This is a genomic window from Pseudomonas sp. 8(2025) (assembly GCF_052665325.1).
In genome coordinates this window covers 1-18,079 of the sequence record NZ_JBQOIE010000024.1, presented here as the reverse complement: position 1 = coordinate 18,079, position 18,079 = coordinate 1, and the positions used below count along the sequence as shown (strand labels likewise).

The 18,079-nt window shown below is 62.5% G+C and carries 17 protein-coding genes; 11 read left to right on the top strand and 6 right to left on the bottom strand.

What is annotated here, in order from left to right:
- Nucleotides 1-148: 148 nt before the first annotated feature.
- The 5 genes from ACUXVH_RS29205 to ACUXVH_RS29185 form a co-directional block, all read right to left on the bottom strand.
- The gene (locus ACUXVH_RS29205) at nt 149-1,327 is read right to left on the bottom strand and encodes a sugar transporter (RefSeq protein ID WP_011061784.1); all 1,179 of its coding nucleotides are present in this window, start codon (nt 1,325-1,327) and stop codon (nt 149-151) included.
- Nucleotides 1,328-1,459: 132 nt separating this feature from the next.
- Nucleotides 1,460-2,059 (bottom strand): TetR/AcrR family transcriptional regulator, encoded by a 600-nt coding sequence (locus ACUXVH_RS29200; RefSeq protein ID WP_065364262.1) that lies wholly within the window; start codon nt 2,057-2,059, stop codon nt 1,460-1,462.
- Between the two features lie 144 nt (nt 2,060-2,203).
- Nucleotides 2,204-3,091, bottom strand: coding sequence for an alpha/beta fold hydrolase (locus ACUXVH_RS29195; protein WP_065364263.1), 888 nt, complete (start codon nt 3,089-3,091; stop codon nt 2,204-2,206).
- Nucleotides 3,092-3,113: 22 nt separating this feature from the next.
- Nucleotides 3,114-4,169 (bottom strand): sugar phosphate isomerase/epimerase family protein, encoded by a 1,056-nt coding sequence (locus ACUXVH_RS29190; RefSeq protein WP_015635973.1) that lies wholly within the window; start codon nt 4,167-4,169, stop codon nt 3,114-3,116.
- A gap of 201 nt (nt 4,170-4,370) precedes the next feature.
- Nucleotides 4,371-6,110 (bottom strand): amidohydrolase, encoded by a 1,740-nt coding sequence (locus ACUXVH_RS29185; protein WP_065364264.1) that lies wholly within the window; start codon nt 6,108-6,110, stop codon nt 4,371-4,373.
- Between the two features lie 106 nt (nt 6,111-6,216).
- Here ACUXVH_RS29185 and ACUXVH_RS29180 point away from each other — a divergent pair, with 106 nt between their 5' ends.
- The 4 genes from ACUXVH_RS29180 to ACUXVH_RS29165 all read left to right on the top strand — a co-directional run bounded on the left by ACUXVH_RS29180 (nt 6,217) and on the right by ACUXVH_RS29165 (nt 10,146).
- Nucleotides 6,217-7,131, top strand: a complete 915-nt coding sequence (locus ACUXVH_RS29180) for a LysR family transcriptional regulator (RefSeq protein WP_011061789.1) — start codon at nt 6,217-6,219, stop codon at nt 7,129-7,131.
- A gap of 353 nt (nt 7,132-7,484) precedes the next feature.
- Nucleotides 7,485-8,468, top strand: a complete 984-nt coding sequence (locus tag ACUXVH_RS29175; RefSeq protein ID WP_065364265.1) for a DUF1852 domain-containing protein — start codon at nt 7,485-7,487, stop codon at nt 8,466-8,468.
- 27 nt (nt 8,469-8,495) lie between these two features.
- Complete coding sequence (locus ACUXVH_RS29170) at nt 8,496-9,530, top strand: methionine synthase (RefSeq protein ID WP_176707094.1); 1,035 nt, start codon at nt 8,496-8,498, stop codon at nt 9,528-9,530.
- A 106-nt stretch (nt 9,531-9,636) separates the two neighbouring features.
- Nucleotides 9,637-10,146 carry a flavin reductase family protein gene (locus ACUXVH_RS29165; protein WP_019094510.1) on the top strand — a complete coding sequence of 170 codons (510 nt, stop codon included), beginning with the start codon at nt 9,637-9,639 and terminating at the stop codon, nt 10,144-10,146.
- Between the two features lie 87 nt (nt 10,147-10,233).
- Here the strand turns inward: ACUXVH_RS29165 and ACUXVH_RS29160 are convergent, their stop codons facing one another.
- Nucleotides 10,234-10,704: an Lrp/AsnC family transcriptional regulator gene (locus ACUXVH_RS29160; protein WP_011061793.1), complete on the bottom strand. Its 471-nt coding sequence runs from the start codon at nt 10,702-10,704 to the stop codon at nt 10,234-10,236.
- Nucleotides 10,705-10,828: 124 nt separating this feature from the next.
- On the opposite strand from ACUXVH_RS29160, the gene ACUXVH_RS29155 reads away from it, so the two are divergent.
- The 7 genes from ACUXVH_RS29155 to ACUXVH_RS29125 all read left to right on the top strand — a co-directional run.
- Nucleotides 10,829-12,082, top strand: coding sequence for a methionine gamma-lyase (locus ACUXVH_RS29155; protein WP_015635977.1), 1,254 nt, complete (start codon nt 10,829-10,831; stop codon nt 12,080-12,082).
- 121 nt (nt 12,083-12,203) lie between these two features.
- Nucleotides 12,204-13,337 carry a branched-chain amino acid ABC transporter substrate-binding protein gene (locus ACUXVH_RS29150; RefSeq protein WP_065364267.1) on the top strand — a complete coding sequence of 378 codons (1,134 nt, stop codon included), beginning with the start codon at nt 12,204-12,206 and terminating at the stop codon, nt 13,335-13,337.
- 723 nt (nt 13,338-14,060) lie between these two features.
- Nucleotides 14,061-14,606: a phage tail protein gene (locus ACUXVH_RS29145; protein ID WP_065364268.1), complete on the top strand. Its 546-nt coding sequence runs from the start codon at nt 14,061-14,063 to the stop codon at nt 14,604-14,606.
- 17 nt (nt 14,607-14,623) lie between these two features.
- Nucleotides 14,624-15,199 (top strand): phage tail protein, encoded by a 576-nt coding sequence (locus ACUXVH_RS29140; protein ID WP_019094514.1) that lies wholly within the window; start codon nt 14,624-14,626, stop codon nt 15,197-15,199.
- A 28-nt stretch (nt 15,200-15,227) separates the two neighbouring features.
- Nucleotides 15,228-15,785 (top strand): phage tail protein, encoded by a 558-nt coding sequence (locus ACUXVH_RS29135; RefSeq protein WP_053152323.1) that lies wholly within the window; start codon nt 15,228-15,230, stop codon nt 15,783-15,785.
- On the top strand, nt 15,782-16,327 hold the full coding sequence (locus ACUXVH_RS29130; protein WP_065364269.1) for a GNAT family N-acetyltransferase: 546 nt from the start codon (nt 15,782-15,784) through the stop codon (nt 16,325-16,327). The genes ACUXVH_RS29135 and ACUXVH_RS29130 overlap by 4 nt, the downstream gene beginning before the upstream one ends.
- Nucleotides 16,328-16,453: 126 nt before the next feature.
- Nucleotides 16,454-18,079 (top strand): beta strand repeat-containing protein (locus tag ACUXVH_RS29125; protein ID WP_445496585.1); only part of this gene is annotated, 1,626 nt, incomplete at its 3' end.

The following is an 18,079-nucleotide window of genomic DNA, read 5'->3' as shown; positions in this document are numbered from 1 at the left end:
GCCCTGTAGCCGCTGCTGAGCCCGCGAAGCTGCGCAAAGGTCCGCAGGACCTTGCTTGACGATCGACCGCCGAACACGCAACGGCCTTGAGAGCGCCGCGTCCCTGCGACGGAGTGCCGCCCAGACCGTTCGCAGCCTGCGGCAGCGGCTACACGCTGGTGCGGCTCATGCGGCCCAGGGCCAGGCTGTACAACAGCAAGGCCAGGGTCGCCAGGGCGCCACCCGCCAGGCCGACATAGGCAAAGCCCAGCTGCCCGCCGACCCAACTGCCCAGCAGCGCACCGCCGCCAATGCCGATGTTGTAGATGCCGGAGAACATCGCCATGGCCACGTCGGTGGCGTCCGGCGCCAGTACCAGCACCTTGGATTGCAGGGCCAGGCCGAAGCCCATGATCGCCATGCCCCAGAACACGCTCAGGGCCACCAGCGACCAGACGTGGCCATTGAGCGGCAACAGCAGGCTCAGGCACAGCGCCAGCAGCGCCACCGCGGTCAGTAGAAACCCCTGGGGGCTGTGGCGGTGCAGCCAGCTGAACAGCAGCGAGCCGATGATCCCGGCGCCGCCGAACACCAGCAGGACCAGGGTCACCACCTCGCCCCCCAGGCCCGCCGCCACCTTGATGAAGGGCTCGATGTAGCTGTAGGCGGTGAACTGCGCCGTCACCACCAGGGCGGTAAGCACATAGATCGCCACCAGCGCCGGGCGCTTGAACAGCAGCGGCAGGCTGCGCAGGGAACCGGAGTTCTGGCTCGGCAGCAGCGGCAAGGTGCGGATCAGCCACAGCACCAGCAGGCCGGCCATGGCCGCGATCACGCTGAACGTGGTGCGCCAGCCCAGGGCCTCGCCCAGCAAGCGGCCCAGGGGAATGCCCAGGACCATGGCCAGTGAGGTGCCGGTGGCCAGCAGCCCGAGGGCCTGCACCTGCTTGCCCGGCGGCGCCAGGCGCACCGCCAGGGACGCGGTGATGGACCAGAACAGTGCATGGGCCAGGGCCACGCCGATGCGGCTGAGCATCAGCAGGCCGAAGTTGCTGGCCAGGCTGGAGAACACATGGCTGACGATAAACAGCCCGAACAGCACCGTGAGCAGCTTGCGCCGTTCGATGTTGCGGGTCAGCAGCATCACCGGCAGCGAGGTCAGGGACACGATCCAGGCGTAGATGGTGAGCATCAGACCGACCCGCTCGGTGGGCAGGTCGAAGCTGGCGCCAATGGCGCTGAGCAGGCCCACCGGCACGAACTCGGTGGTGTTGAAGACAAAGGCCGCCAACGCCAGCGCGATGACCGGCTGCCAGTTGCCTTGGGGTGTCGCCGCGGAATCACTCATGGGGGGGCGTCATACTCTTTCGATGATGGAACGGGTCCGGGACCCGCTGGAAAAATGCACAACCCGGGCCAGCATCACTGCTCCCGGATTGCGGGCAAAGGCTCCCAGGCGGAGCCAGGGTGCAGCGCCGCTTCAATTCCCTTGGGCGGTTCGCGCAAAGACCTGCATGGCCAGCGCCACGCCCTGCAGCAGGCGCGCCGCACTGACGCCGTCGCGGGCTTGCACCGACAGCCCGTGGAGCACCGTAGAGTAATAATCGCCCAGGGAAGTTGCATCGCTGTGGCCGGGCAATTCACCCGCCTGCTGCGCGGCTTCCAGGCGCTGGATAATGCTTGCGGTACGCGCCCGGCGATGTTCGGCCAGCCATTCGCGCACGCTGTCGTTGTCGCTTGAGCAGTTCGCCGCCGAGGCCACCACCATGCAGCCACGGGGGCCGTCGGCCCGGGTGTAGAGTGCCACCGCTTCTTGCAGCATGCGCTCGATGGCGACGTAGGCGCAGGGCTCTTGCAGGGCCAGGTCGGCGAAACCGCCTTCCTGGCTTTCGTACAGCTCGATGGCCTCGCGAAACAACGCCTCCTTGGAGCCGAAGGCGGCATAGATGCGCGCCGAGGCGATGCCCAGGGCCGCCACCAGGTCGGCCATGGAGGTGGTTTCGAAACCACGGCGCCAGAACAGTTCGAGCGCCTGGCGCAGTGCCTGGTGACGGTCGAATTCGCGGGGTCTTCCAGCCATGGGGGTCGGGTATCTCGTCGGGACAGGGAAGGCGTTCGGTTGAGCCCGAACAGCCGGTTGGCGCAGGGCGCCGGGACGAAATGATATTAGATTTGCGCCGGCCGCGGCCAATTTCCGTGGCCGCGGCCTTGCCTGCGCCCTGCCTCAGTCACGGCCCTCCTGCAGAAACGGCAGCAGCAGCGCGAGAAATTCCTCCGGTGCCTCTTCCATGATGAAGTGCCCGCAGTCCTCGACAATGGCCCCGCGCAGGTCATTGGCATGGCCCTGCAGGGTCAGCAAAGGTGCATCGTTGGTGGCGTGCTCGGCACCAATGGCCAGCACCGGCATGGTCAGCGGCCGCTGCGCGCGCAGCTGATTCTGGCGCACCGTCTCGGGGATCGCCCGGTAATAGGCGAAGCCTGCGCGCAACCCGCCCGGGGCAGCGTAGGCCTCGATGTAGACTTCGGCGGCCACCGCCTCGCGGCGATGGGACCAGTGGTCGAAGATGTAATTCAGATAGGCCCGCTCGCGCCCGGCGATCAAGGCTTCCGGCAAATCCCGCAGCTGGTTGAACATGAAGTGCCAGAGAAAGATGTTCTGCTGCGGCGCGACGAAAATCGGTGGTGCATCCGCCAGCCCGGGGATCACCGCCTCGGTCAGCGCCAGGCGCTCCACCGCCTGCGGATGGTCGCAGGCCAAGGCGTAGGCGATCCACATGCCGACGTCGTGGCCGACCACGCTGTAGCGCTCGAAACCCAACTGCCCCATCACCTGGTGCAGCACCCCGGCCACATGGCCGGTGTCGTAGCCGTGCTCAGGGCGGTCGGACTGGCCGCTGCCCGGCGGGTCCACGGCAATGGCCTGGAAGCCTTGGGCAGCCAGGGCCTGGATCACCTGACGCCAGGCGTACCAGGTCTGCGGCCAGCCGGGAATCAGCAGCACCGGCCGGCCCGTGCCGGCGGTGACACAGTGGATGCGCTGGCCATCGACGCGCACATAGCGGTGAACCAGGTCGAGGCTGTCGGCCTGGAGGGTGTCAGTCAAAGCATTCATGGTGTGTTCTCGATGAAGGGTTTCAGGCAATGCCGAGCATGGCGTTGATCTGTTGGCGGTCGATCTGCGCGCCGGCGAAGTCGTCGAAGATGCGCTGGGTGACCTGGATCATGTGCCGGTTGATGAACTCGACACCTTCCCGGGCGCCATCCTCCTGATCCTTGAGGCAGCACTCCCACTCCAGGGTCGCCCAGCCCGGGTAGTCGTATTGCGCCAGCTTGGAAAAGATCCCCTTGAAGTCCACCTGGCCATCGCCCAGGGAACGGAAGCGCCCGGCGCGCTCGACCCAGGCGCTGTAGCCGCCGTAGATGCCCTGGCGGCCGCTGGGATTGAACTCGGCATCCTTGACGTGAAACATGCGGATGCGCTCGTGGTAGATGTCCAGGTAACTCAGGTAGTCCAGCTGTTGCAGCACGAAGTGGCTGGGGTCGAAGAGGATGTTGCAACGCGGGTGATGGTCCACCAATTCATAGAAGCGTTCAAAGCTGGTGCCGTCGTGCAGGTCCTCGCTGGGGTGGATCTCGTAGCACAGGTTGACCCCCTGCTCGTCGCAGGCATCGAGGATCGGCCGCCAGCGCCGCGCCAGCTCGTCGAACGCTGTCTCGATCAGGCCTTCGGGGCGCTGGGGAAAGGGAAACAGATAAGGCCAGGCCAGGGACCCGGAAAAGGTCCCCAGCTCACTCAGCCCCAGGCGGCGCGAAGCCTTGGCCGCCAGCTTCATCTGCTCCATGGCCCAGGCCGTTCTGGCTTGCGGATTGCCCCGCAGCGCTGGCGGGGCGAAGTTGTCGCACATCGCATCGTAGGCCGGGTGCACCGCCACCAGCTGGCCGAAGATATGGCTGGTCAGCTCGCTGATCTGCAGGCCCTTCTGCGCCAGCTGGCCCTTGAGTTCATCGCAGTAGTCCTGGCTCTCGGCCGCCGTGGCGACGTCGAACAACCGCGCATCCCAGGCAGGGATCTGCAGCGCCTTGAAACCCAGGTCGGCGGCCCATTGGGCAATCGCCGGCAAATTGTGGAACGGCGCCGTCTCGGCGCTGAATTGCGCCAGATGCAGGCTGGGCCCCTTGAGGGTTTTCATCGAACTGCTCCCTATTCTTTGTCGGTCGACAAAGAATAGGGATACGCTCTGGCCGCGTCAATCATCGCCGTGCAGAAAAGTGTTTGGCCGTGAGGCCGTTCGCACGTAGGCGCTGGCTTGCCAGCGAAGGCGTCGCAGTGGTCGACAAGGCAAAAAAAGCCCGCGATGAAGATCGCGGGCCCGGCCGGTATCCATGCAGCATCACGGCCGGCTATACACCTCACGCCCGGCAAAGTAGGTCTTGAGCACCTGGGTTTGCGCCAGTTGCTCCTGGGGCACCTGGAACACATCGCGGTCAAGAACGATCAGGTCGGCCTGCTTGCCCGGGGCCAGGCTGCCGATCTGCTGCTCCAGGCCAATGGCCCGCGCGGCGTTGCGGGTGTAGGCGTAGAACATGGTTTCCCGGTCGATGCCTTCGTCCTTGTTCAACACGCCCTTGGGCCCCTTGCGGCTGATGGCCTGGGCGATGGCCTTCCAGGGTTCCGGGGTGCTTACCGGCCAGTCGCTGGCCCCGGCGATGGTGGCGCCGTTCTTCAGCAGCGAGCGGGCCGGGTACATGAACTGGAACTGCATGGCGCTGATGTAGGGCTGGAGCAAATCGATGCTCAGCTCATCGGCGGCGGCCCAGTACAGCTGCATGGAGGCGATCACGTCCAGTGGCTTGAAGCGGGCGAACTCCTTGGGGTTGACCATCTGCAAGTGGGTGATGGAGTGCACCACCCCACTCTGGCGATCACGCCGCGCCTGCTCGATGCCGTTGAGGGATTCGCGCACCGCGCGGTCGCCAATGGCATGTACATGCACCAGCCAGCCACGGGCATCGGCGGCGCTGACCAGCTCGCCGAAATGCGCCGGGTCGATCAGCAGTTCGCCGTCCTTCTTCGAGTTCTTGTAGGGGGTCAGCAGGGAAGCGGTCTGCGCCGGAAACTCGGCGACACCGTCGGCGAAGATCTTGATCCCCGGCAGGCTCAGGTTCGGCACCCCGAGGAACTGCTGGCGCACCTGCTCCAGCACCTCCAGGTCCGTCGGGCGGCTCTTGGGATTGGCCACCATCAGGGCCGCGACCCGCAGGGTCAGCTCGCCCTTCTGCGCCAGCGCCTTGTACACCGGCAGCACACCGACGGTCTGGGCCGTGGGATGCATGGCGAACAGCGCGTCGCCCGGGGTGGCGTTGGCCGCCGGGTCCATCAGCGCGGTGATGCCCAGGCTCAGGTTGAGGTCGCGGGCGGCGCGCCCGGCGTCGAGCAACTGCTCGAAGCTCGGCGGCGGCAGTTGCGAGGTCAGGGCCGAGAGCCCGGCATCGGCGACAAAACCGTCGGGGCTGCTGTCCGGGTGATGGCCGATGGTGGCCTGGGCCTCGCCCTGCAGCGCCTTGACCCGCGCGGCGTCTATGCCGCCGCGCTTGAGCATGGCGCGGTTGGCCCAGCCGGTGTGGTAGTCCCAGCCAACGAACAGAATCGGTACATCGGCCCATTCGCCCTGGTTGAAGCGCTGTTCCAGGGCGTCCACCTGGCTCCAGTAGGTCGAGGGAAAACCGCTGACGCTGAGGATCTCGCCATGCCGCGCCTTGCCGTCATCGCGCCAGCCGCGCAGGCGCTGCTCCAGCTCGTCCAGGGGCAGTTGCTGGGTTTCCAGGTCGGCGGCCTTGAGCTTCAGGCCCCCGAAGATGGCATGACTGTGGCTGTCGATGAACCCCGGCATCAGCACCTTGCCCTGCAGGTCGATGACCTGGGTGCCCGGGGCCTTCAGCGCCAGCACCTGGGCATCGCTGCCGACCATGACGATACGCCCCTGCTCCACCGCCACCGCCTGTTGCAGGGGCTGGCCCCGCTCGGCGGTGAACACCTTGGCGTTGTGCAGCACCAGGTCCACCGCGGCCTGGCTGTGCAGCGAGACCAGGGCCAGGGCCGAGGCCAGCGTGATATTCAGCGTCTTTTTCATTGTTGTTCGCACCCTTGGCTCAGAATGCGCCAGAGACTAGCCAAGTCACCGGTGCTTAAGAATACTGCTTCGCGCAACCCATCCTTTCCAAAGAGGCAAGACTGCAATGGACCAGCTGGGCGCCATCACCATGTTCGTGACCACGGTCGATCAGGGCAGCTTCACCCGCGCCGCAGCGTGCCTGGGCAAGACCACCTCGGCCCTGACCAAGGCAGTGAGCCACCTGGAGAGCCAGCTCGGCACCCGCTTGCTGGAGCGCTCCACACGCCGGATCGCCCTCACCGAGGCCGGGCATATCTACCTGGCCAGCGCCCGGCAGGTATTGCGCCAACTGCAACAGGCCGGGGAAGACATCGAGCGCCTGCAGCAGGAAATGTGCGGCACCCTGCGCCTGGTGGCGCCGCCCTCCTTCGCCCCGGCCTTTCTCAATGGCGCCTGCTACGGCTTTCTTGAGCAGTACCCGCAGATGCGCCTGGACGTGGAGCTCACCGACGAATTCGTCGACCTGCAAAGTGGCGGCTATGACCTGGCCGTGCGCGACGGGCCGGTGGAGCTGCCGGACCTGATCGCCCGCCCGCTGACGGCCAACCGCATCCTGCTCTGCGCCAGCCCGCGCTATCTGCAGCGCCAGCCCTTGCCGGTGACCCCGGCGCATTTTGCCGAGCATGACTGGCTGATCTTCCGTCACCCGGCACTGAACCCGCATTTCTGGCGCTTCACCTTGAATGGCGAGCAGCAGCGTGTGCCCCAGCCGGTGCCGCGGCTGGCCAGTGACAATTACGATTTCCTGTTCGGTGCCCTACTGGCCGGGCTGGGCCTGCAACTGTGCCCGCAGTGGAGCGCCGCGCCCTACCTGCGTCGCGGCGAGCTGGTGCAACTGCTGCCCGAGGCGCAGCTGGACCCGGAGCAGTTCGGCCCGAGGATCCATGTGATCTACCCCGCCCACCGGCGCCAGACCCGCAAGCACCAGGCGTTCATCGAATGCCTGAACCGCTACCTGGACGAGCAGCAATTGCATTGATGGGCCAGCTCCCGGCCCATCTGGCACTGGCGGCCCTGTCGAGTGCTGCCGCAGCCACCACGGGTCGGACTGCGCCAGAGCCCAGGCACACCCTCAACCAGTGGTTTGGCCGGGCAATGAATACTGGGGCAAATAGGCTTTTGCGATTGAGTGAATATCTCATCATGAATGTGACTAAAGACCTGGTGAAATCAATTCATTAGTACTCAATTAATAGCTCGACATAAGATGCGCCTCAATAATAGACAACATAAAGACTACCGAGCAAAAGCAGCCAGGAACAAAACTGGAAAGCACTGAAAGCCAATAAACAAGTTCAGGACTTATCTCGGAAATCAGGATGCCAGATCACAATGAACAACGATTTCACATTCACCATCAAGAGCATTTGCTTCGACGAAGATTATCACCCGTCCGAGAATACGCGCATCACCACCAACTTTGCCAACTTGGCCAGGGGCAAGAGTCGCCAAGAGAACTTGCGCAATACCTTGAGGATGATTGACAACCGCTTCAATGCCTTGGCGCATTGGGATAACCCCAAGGGCGATCGTTATACCGTCGAGCTTGAAATCATCTCCGTGGAGATGGACATCGACCCTCAAAGCAGTGGCCATGCCATCCCCCTGATTGAAATATTGAAAACCAATATTTTCGATCGAAAGACCAACGAACGCTTTGAGGGCGTTGTAGGAAACAACTTTTCCTCTTACGTACGGGACTACGACTTCAGCGTGCTGTTGCCGGAGCACAACAGGGAGCGACCAAAGTTCAGCATTCCGGAAAACTTCGGAGAGCTGCATGGAAAGCTATTCAAGCACTTCATCAACTCCAGCACTTACAAGGAAAACTTCAACAAGCCACCGGTGATCTGCCTGAGCGTTTCGAGCAGCAAGACCTACCATCGGACTGAAAACCAGCACCCTGTACTGGGCATTGAATACCAGCAGGACGAATATTCTCTAACAGATGAATACTTCAACAAGATGGGGTTGAAAGTTCGTTACTTCATGCCGTCCAACAGCGTTGCGCCTTTGGCTTTCTACTTTGCCGGCGATTTGCTCAGTGATTACACCAACCTAGAACTGATCAGCACCATCAGCACGATGGACACCTTCCAGAAGATTTACCGGCCAGAGATCTACAATGCCAACTCTGCAGCAGGCAAATCCTATCAACCGAGCCTGAAGCACCAGGACTATTCATTGACTCGAATTGTCTATGACCGAGAAGAACGTAGCCGCCTGGCGATTGAGCAAGGGCAGTTTGTCGAGAACAACTTCATCAAGCCATACCAGACCATTCTTGAGCAGTGGTCCGCCAATTACGCTCTTTGACTCATCAAAAATACAAGGTCACCCATGATGAAAAAGTTGTTACCCACTTCAACTGCCGGCAGCTTGCCTAAACCTTCCTGGCTTGCACAACCTGAAACACTCTGGTCGCCCTGGAAGTTGCAAGAGGAAGAACTGGTTGAAGGCAAGCAGGACGCCTTGCGCTTGTCACTGCAAGAACAACAGCAAGCAGGCATTGATATCGTCAGTGATGGCGAGCAGACACGTCAGCACTTTGTCACGACGTTCATCGAACACCTCAGCGGCGTTGATTTTGCAAAACGTGAAACCGTCAGGATTCGTGATCGCTATGATGCGAGCGTCCCCACGGTGGTGGGGGCTGTCAGTCGCCAGAAGCCGGTTTTCGTGGAAGATGCCAGGTTTCTGCGCCAGCAGACCGAGCAACCCATAAAGTGGGCGCTGCCAGGCCCGATGACGATGATCGACACGCTTTATGACAGCCATTACAAAAGCCGCGAAAAACTGGCCTGGGAATTCGCCAAGATCCTCAACCAGGAAGCCAGGGAGCTGGAGGCGGCCGGCGTGGATATCATCCAGTTTGATGAGCCCGCCTTTAACGTCTTCTTCGATGAAGTGAATGACTGGGGAGTGGCCACCCTGGAAAGAGCCATTGAAGGTCTTAAATGCGAAACGGCGGTGCACATTTGCTATGGCTATGGCATCAAGGCCAATACGGACTGGAAAAAGACCCTGGGCTCAGAGTGGCGGCAATATGAAGAGGCGTTCCCCAAGCTGCAGAAATCCAGTATCGATATAGTTTCGCTGGAATGTCACAACTCTCATGTCCCAATGGATCTCATTGAACTCATCAGAGGCAAGAAGGTGATGGTCGGGGCCATTGATGTGGCCTCCAACACCATTGAAACACCCGAGGAAGTGGCCGACACCTTGCGCAAGGCATTGCAGTTCGTGGATGCCGACAAGCTCTATCCCTGCACCAACTGTGGCATGGCGCCCTTATCCCGTGGCGTGGCAAGGGGCAAGCTGAAGGCTTTGAGTGCCGGCGCAGAAATCATCCGAAGAGAACTCTCGAACCTGCGCTGAGCTAAAACCGCAAGTGGTGTGCCAGAGGGGTGAAGCGGTGGATTGAAAAGCCGCCGCTTCACCCCTCTGCGCGCTGTCGGACAGTACCCAATATTCAGGACCCGCCATGTCACTTCCCAGTACGGCTATCGAGCCAATGCGCTTTCGCGAAGCGCTCGGGCACTACGCATCCGGCATCACGGTGATTACCTCACAGGTTGATGGCGAGCCGCTCGGCTTCACGTGCCAGTCGTTCTATAGCGTGTCGATGAGCCCGCCGCTGGTGTCATTCAGCGTCATGTCCAGCTCGGCCAGCTACCCCAAGATTCGTCAGGCGGGCCGCTTCATGGTCAATATCCTCTCAGGCGAGCAGGTCAGGATTTCCAACCAGTTCGCAAGCAAAGGCACGGACAAGTGGCAGGGAGTTCAATGGCAGGAATCGCCGCTGGGCAACCCGATCATTGCCGGCAGCCTGCACTGGCTCGATTGTGAAATTCATGCCGAACACGTCGCCGGTGACCACCTGATCGTGATCGGTGAAGTCAAGGCGCTGAACCTGCAGCAAGCGACTGCTGCGCAGCCATTGCTGTATTTCAAAGGACAATATTGCAACCTCGCGGCCCCGGGCGCGGTGTGACCCCTGACCGGCGCTCCTTCGCTGAGGGCCTGTTTCAGACAGCAAGGTTGCTTGTGAATCGCAGGGACGCTGGCGCCCCGCCTGCGCTCACTCTTGTACCGGAATCTGCCGCAACGGCTTGACCGACTTGAAGGAAAAGCTCGAATAGATCTCCTTCACCGCCGGCAGGGTCTGCAACACTTCACGGGCGAATTCGCCGAAGGATTCCAGGTCCTTGGCCAGCACTTCGAGGAGAAAGTCGTAGCGCCCGGAGACGTTGTGGCAGGCGATGATTTCCGGGATCTCCAGCAGCCTCTGCTCGAAGGCCCGGGCGGTGTCCTGGGAGTGGGATTCCATCATCACGCTGACAAAGGCGGTGACCCCATAGCCCAGCGCCTTGGGCGAGAGGATCGCCTGGTAACCGGTAATCACCCCGCTCTCTTCGAGAATCTTCACCCGGCGCCAGCACGGCGAGGTGGTCAAGGCGACGCTGTCCGCCAGCTCGGCATTGGTCAGCCGGGCGTTGTCTTGCAGGGCGATCAGCAGGGCTTTGTCGATACGGTCCAGATCGAGAGGCATGTCTTACCTTTTTATCTTATTTTTATGGTTAATTATTCCAATTATTCGGTTTTAAAGGGCCGATATTGGAAATTATTGCGCCGGATTTGAGCATAGCATTAGAGCAAATCCGGGAGCGTTCACCATGAACAATAAAAACAGTGACCTTGGTTTTTCCACCCGTGCCATCCATCACGGCTACAACCCCCAGGAGCATCAGGGCGCGCTGATCCCGCCGATCTACCTGACCTCCACCTTCACCTTCGCCACCGCCGAATACGGCGCCGGCTGTTTTGCCGGTGAAGAACCCGGCTACTTCTATACCCGCATCGGCAACCCGACCCTGGCGTTGCTGGAAGCGCGCATGGCCGCCCTGGAAAACGGCGAAGCGGCCGTGGCGTTCGGCTCCGGCATGGGGGCGATTGCCGCGACCTTGTGGACCCTGCTGCGCCCGGGCGACGAGGTCATCGTCGGCCAGACTTTGTACGGCTGCACCTTTGCCCTGCTGCACCACGGCCTTGGCGAATTCGGCGTCAAGGTACGCCATGTCGACCTGACCGACCTGGGCGAGCTGCGGGCGGCCATCGGCCCGGCCACGCGGATGATCTATTTCGAAACCCCGGCCAACCCCAACATGCAACTGGTGGACATCGCCGCCGTGGCCCAGGTGGCCCGCCAGCATCCCGGCCTGCTCGTGGCGGTGGACAACACCTACTGCACACCTTACCTGCAGCGCCCGCTGGAACTGGGCGCCGACCTGGTGCTGCACTCGGCCACCAAGTACCTCAGCGGCCATGGCGACATCACCGCCGGCATCGTGGTCACCGGCCAGGCCCTGGCCGAACGCATCCGCCTGCAGGGCCTGAAGGACCTGACCGGCGCGGTGCTCTCGCCCCAGGACGCTTTTCTCCTGATGCGCGGCCTCAAGACCCTGGCCCTGCGCATGGATCGCCATTGCGCCAACGCCCAGGCCGTCGCCCAGTTCCTCCAGGACCACCCCGCCGTGGCCTGGGTCGCCTACCCGGGGCTGGCATCCTTTGCCCAACACGCCCTGGCCGCAAGACAGATGAAGCTGCCCGGCGGCATGATCGCCTTCGAACTCAAGGGCGGGCTGGCCAGCGGGCGACGCTTCATGAACGCCCTGGGGCTGTTCAGCCGCGCGGTCAGCCTGGGGGATGCCGAATCCCTGGCCCAGCACCCGGCGAGCATGACCCATTCCACCTACACCCAGGAGGAACGGGCCGAACACGGCATCGCCGAGGGCCTGGTACGGCTGTCGGTGGGGCTGGAAGACATCGCCGACCTGCTGGCCGACATCGCCCAGGCCCTGGACGCCAGCGCCGAACCCGCGCGCCCCACCCTGGAGGCCGTGGGCCGGATCGGCAAGGCCCTGCCTTGAGCAGGATCAGCACATCTGGCGGCAAAGCCGACTACAACACCCTGCCGGCGCCCGGGCGCCGGCAGTCCAGGCAACACCCGCAACACCCTTAGAACCGTAACCCACAGGAGTGGAACAACCCATGAGTCGTATCAATAACAAAGCCACCCAACTGCTCAGCGCCATGATCCTTGCCGGCCTGGCCTGCCATTCCATGGCAGCCGACAACATCCGGATCGGCATCGCCGGGGCCAAGACCGGCCCGGTGGCGCAATACGGTGACATGCAGTTCAGCGGCGCGCGCATGGCCATCGAGCAGATCAACGCCAAGGGTGGCGTCGACGGCAAGCAACTGGTGGCCGTGGAATACGACGATGCCTGCGACCCCAAGCAAGCGGTCGCCGTGGCCAACAAGGTGGTCAACGACGGCGTCAAGTTCGTGGTCGGACACCTGTGCTCCAGCTCCACCCAGCCCGCGTCGGACATCTACGAAGACGAAGGCATCGTGATGATCACCCCGGCCGCCACCAGCCCAGAGCTCACCGCCCGTGGCTACAAGATGGTGTTCCGCACCATCGGCCTGGACAACGCCCAGGGCCCGGCGGCGGCACGCTACATCGCCCAGCTCAAGCCGACCAATGTGGCGGTGCTGCACGACAAGCAACAGTACGGCGAAGGCATTGCCAGCTCGGTCAAGGACATCCTCGGCAAGGAAGGCATCAAGGTGGCGATGTTCGAAGGCATCAACGTCGGCGAACGCGACTACTCCTCGATCCTGGCCAAGCTCAAGCAGGCCAATGTGGATTTCGTCTACTTCGGCGGCTACCACCCGGAAATGGGCCTGCTGTTGCGCCAGGCCAAGGAAAAGGGCCTGACCGCACGCTTCATGGGGCCTGAAGGCGTGGGCAACGACTCGATCTCGCAGATCGCCAAGGACGCTTCCGAAGGCATGCTGGTGACCCTGCCCAAGTCCTTCGACCAGGACCCGGCCAACAAGGCCCTGGTGGAGGCCTTCGAAGCCAAGAAGGAAAACCCCAGCGGCCCGTTCGTGCTGCCGTCCTACTCGGCCGTGGAAGTGATTGCCGGAGGCATCGCCGCAGCCAAGAGCGAAGACCCGGAAAAAGTCGCCGAGGCGATCCACAAGGGCACCTTCAAGACCCCCACCGGAGACCTGAGCTTCGACGAGAAAGGCGATCTCAAGGACTTCAAGTTCGTGGTCTATGAGTGGCACTACGGCAAGCCGAAAAGCGTAGCGGCGGAAAACGCCGGGCTCTAAGCCGGGCACCGGGTGCCGCCTGCCAGGGCAGCGGCGCCCTACCCGTTTCAGGTACAAGGCCTGAAAGAAGCTCTGCACACCGTTTGAACAACGCCCTTCAAGCCAGACTTAAAGCACTAATTCCCGAGTATTCTAGTTGGGAACAACTTAAAGAACGGGTAACAACAAGGACCGCTTCGGGTAACACTTTCCAAAGCCCCTGCCTATACTCCAGAACCCTCCCCGTGGAAGCGGCCCATGCTTCCCGCCCAGGAAGATCGTTAGCCTGCTTTGTTTTCTTCTGAACTTTTGACTGCCGTCTTCCGCTCAACTAGAGCTCATGATGAAAGGGCCTGAAAAGCCCGAACTAGAGGACTTTCGCGAGCAGCGCAATAACCCCCGCCCACCCGCCGCAAGCCAGCATTCAATAGCCCCAAGCCCCTTATCCTTAGTGCCAAGCCGCTAGGCATGAGGCTTACCGCGCTGCGCTTATGCCGCAACTAAAACGTTAAAGCACAAGACTGTGACGCGCATTGAATGTTACCGATCAAGATGAACTTAATGTTACCGACGAAGTAAAAAAAGATAAGCCGCAAACCCACTAACATCGGGAAGTAGTTCCTCTTTTTTCATGGATAGAAATACTGTTTGCTAACTAAATTCGATTTTGTATATCGTGCGCAACATCAAATTGCCAGCTGCGGAAAGTACTTCTGCCAGGCCTCTTTTCAAGGAGCGAAGAACATGGAACCCTTTCTCGGCGAGATTCGTCTGTTCCCTTGGGCCTGGGCCCCGCAAGGCTGGCTTTTGTGCCAGGGACAGATCCTCGACGTCGTGAACTATACGGCGCTGGCCAGCCTGCTCGGCGATCGCTACGGCGGCGACGGTAGAACCACCTTCGGCCTGCCAGACCTTCGAGGCCGCGCAGCCCTGGGGGAAAACCCTGTCGCGTCGACCAGCCCTGTGCTGGGGGTACATGAACTGGGCAGCATGGACGGCGCCGAGTGGGTCGCACTGACCCTCAACAACCTGCCCGCCCACAACCATGTCGCCAATGTCGCGGTCACCGCCGGCACCGGCGGGCCGGCGGGAAATATTCCCGCCATCAGTTCGACGTCCAAAGGCGTCGTATCCAAGCCCACCTATGTCGCTTATGCCGACAAAGATCGCGTGACGATCAACCCGACCACAGTGGTGACCACCCTCGGCTATCCACTGCCGAACATGCAGCCGTCGATCGTCGGCAACTTCTGCATTGCCGTCACCGGCACCTACCCACCCCGGGCCTAACGACTAAGGATAGTGATATGTCTGATGCATACCTCGGAGAAATCCGCATGTTTGCCGGCAACTTTGCCCCCAGGGGCTGGGCCCTGTGTAACGGTGCGCAACTGTTGATCCGGAACTTTGAAGCCCTTTACTCCCTGATCGGCACGACCTACGGCGGTGATGGCAGCAACACCTTCTGCCTGCCTGACTACCGCGGCCGTACCCCCATCGGCCAGGGCAATGGACCCGGCTTCACACCCCGGGCCCTGGGCCAGGCCGTAGGGACCGAGCAGGTCACCATGAGTGCGCTCAATACCCCACCGCACATCCATGGCTTCCAGGTCAGTTCCAGCGAGGTCACATCCGCCAACCCGCTCCCCGCCAACCAACCGGCCAATAGCTACACCTTTGGCAAGTTCAAGCTTGAAGGCAGCTTTACCGGCCTTTACAGCAAGGGCGACAGCACATCGGCGGTGGTCAGCATGAGCCCCAACTTTCTTAGCCCGGCTCTGGGTATCCCCAATAAAGCAGTCGAGCCACACAGCAACATGATGGGGTCCCTGGCGATCACCTACATCATCTGCCTGAACGGCTACTACCCACAAAAGCCCTAGTTTCTCTTAACTTCAGGAATGCTCGACCATGGACGCTTTTACTGGTGAAATCAGGCTCTTTCCCTTCAACTTCGCTCCCGATAACTGGGCCGTCTGCGACGGCAGCCCGTTGCTCGTGCAGAATTACCCCGCACTGTACTCCGTGATCGGCCTCACTTATGGCGGTACTGCCGGGACCAGTTTCAATCTGCCCAACCTCAAAAGTCGCGTCACCATCGGCACCGGCCAGGGCGCCAACCTGACCAATCGATCCCTGGGCCAGGCCGTGGGCGGCGATACAACGACCTTGTTGCCAGCACACTTTGCGCCCCATACCCATCACGTACTGGCCAAGGACGGCACCGACACCACTGGCGCCCTGGACCTGGCCAATGGCACTGCCTACCTGGCACAACCACGGGGTGTGCGCTTGTACAACGGCACAGTGCCGCCCACCGCTGCTCCGGGACCAAGCCTGCATCCAAGTACGGTGACCACGAACGGTACGGAGGCGGCGAAGACAGGTTCGACGCGCGATGTGATGCAGCCTTTCCTGACCCTGCGCTATTGCATCTGCCTGAACGGCGAGTACCCACAGCAATCGTGACCAGATCATGCCTTGACTCTCTCCTGCAGGTCACGCTGCCGGCCGGCGCCAGGCTGCGTCCGCAGAGCGCTGACGACCTGGCCTTCCTGCGGGAGCTGTTCGTGTCCCGCCGTTGGGACGAGGTCAGTGCCGTTCCTGGTTGGAGCGACGCCCAACGACGGGCGTTCCTGCACAACCAGGCCGAGTTGCAACGCCAGCACTATGAGCGGCACTACCCGGAGGCGCAGTGGCTGATTGTCGAGCAGGCCGGCCAGCCCATCGGCCGCCTGTGCCTGCATCGGCACGCCACTGAGCAGCGCATCGTCGATATCGCCCTGCTGCCCGCCTGGCATGGCCAAGGCCTGGGTACCCGACTGTTGCGGGCGATCCTGGCGCAGGCCGACGCCCAGGGACACAACAGCAGCCTGAGCGTCGAAACCGCCAGCCGGGCCCGGTACCTGTATCAGCGGCTGGGCTTTGAGCCCATTGAAGAGAATGGCCTGTACCTGCAAATGCAGCGGCCGGCACAACGACCGGTCCGTGAGGATCTGGACAACCCCTGAAGCCTGAATGCGTATTACTGCCAGGACGCCCGAAACAGGCAGCCTGCGTATTTTCCACCTTCGTCCTTGACTCCCTTACACGCTGGATGCGACTCAACCAAGCAGGTCGCATGGCAGGAAGCCTTTATGAAAACATCACGCAGTTGTTTCCACGCTTGGCTGGCACGTCCGCTGGCCTTTCTCTTCCTGCTGTTGAACCTGGCCCTGGCTGCCCAGGCCCAGGCCGCAGCGCCAGTGATCACCAGCCCGGTATCGGGCACTACCCTGCCGTCAGTTGCGGTGGGCCAGTCGATGAGCATCCCGATCCTTTCCGTGGGCGGCGCAACACCCCTGGATCAATGGTTCCAGTGCGACATCGACGATCCGGGCTACGATGGCATTACCCCCTGCCTGCCGCCGGGGTTGATCCTCGACTCCTCGCCCCACAGTTCAGCCACCACCCTGCACGGCACACCGACCACCGCCGGCAACTATACCTTCAGCATTTCCCTGAATGACGGCGTTGGCCAGGCTGGAGTCGCCACCTACAACCTGGTGGTCACCAGTTCTGCGGTCCCAACCCTGACGTCGGTCAGCCCAAACAGCGGCAGCATCGCAGGCGCCACCGCCGTCACCCTCACCGGCAGCAATTTTACCGGCGCCACCTCGGTCAGCTTCGGCGGCACGGCGGCCCCCAGTTATACCGTCAACAACGCCACGACCATCACGGCCACCACACCGGCTCATGCCGCGGGCGCAGTGAACGTAACGATCATCACCCCTGGCGGCAGCGCGACCCTGACCAATGGCTATACCTACGCCGTGCCCGCCCCCACAGTCGGCCCGGTCAGCGCCACGGTGGCCGCCAACAGCAGCGCCAACTCGATCACTCTGAGCCTCAGTGGCGGCGCCGCCACCAGCGTCGCCGTGGCCAGCGCCGCCAGCCATGGGACTGCCACGGCCAGCGGCACCAGCATCAGCTACACCCCCACCGCCGGTTTCTCCGGCACCGACAGCTTCACCTATACCGCCACCAACGCCAGCGGCACTTCCAGCCCGGCTACGGTGACCATCACCGTCACCCCGCCCACCCTGGCGATAACACCGACGACTCTGCCCAACGGCACTCAAAGCACGGCCTACAGCCAGACCCTGAGCACCTCCGCGGGCACCGCCCCCTACAGCTACGCGATCACTGCCGGCAGCCTGCCGGCCGGCATGAGCCTGAACACCGGCACCGGTACACTCAGCGGCACCCCCACTGCCGGTGGTGCATTCAACCTGACCATCACCGCCACCGACGCCTACAGCGCCACCGGCTCTCGCGCCTACACCTTGTTGATCAACGGCCTGCCACCAGTTGCCAACGCACTGAGCACCACGGTCGCGGCCAACAGCAGCGCCAACACGATTCCCTTGAACATCACCGGTGGTGCCGCCACCAGCGTCGCCGTGGCCAGCGCCCCCAGCCATGGCAGCGCCACGGCCAGCGGCACCAGCATCAGCTACACGCCTGCCGCCGGTTTCTCCGGTGCCGACAGTTTCACCTACACCGCCACCAACGCCAGCGGCACTTCCAGCCCGGCCACGGTGAGCATCACCGTCGGTGCCCCGAGCATCACCCTGAGCCCCGGTTCCCTGAGCAACGGCACCGCCGGCACGCCCTATAGCGCTACCCTCAACGCCACCGGCGGCGCTGTGCCCTACAGCTACAGCATCACATCCGGCAGCCTGCCGACCGGCCTCAGCCTGAACACCGGCACCGGTGCGATC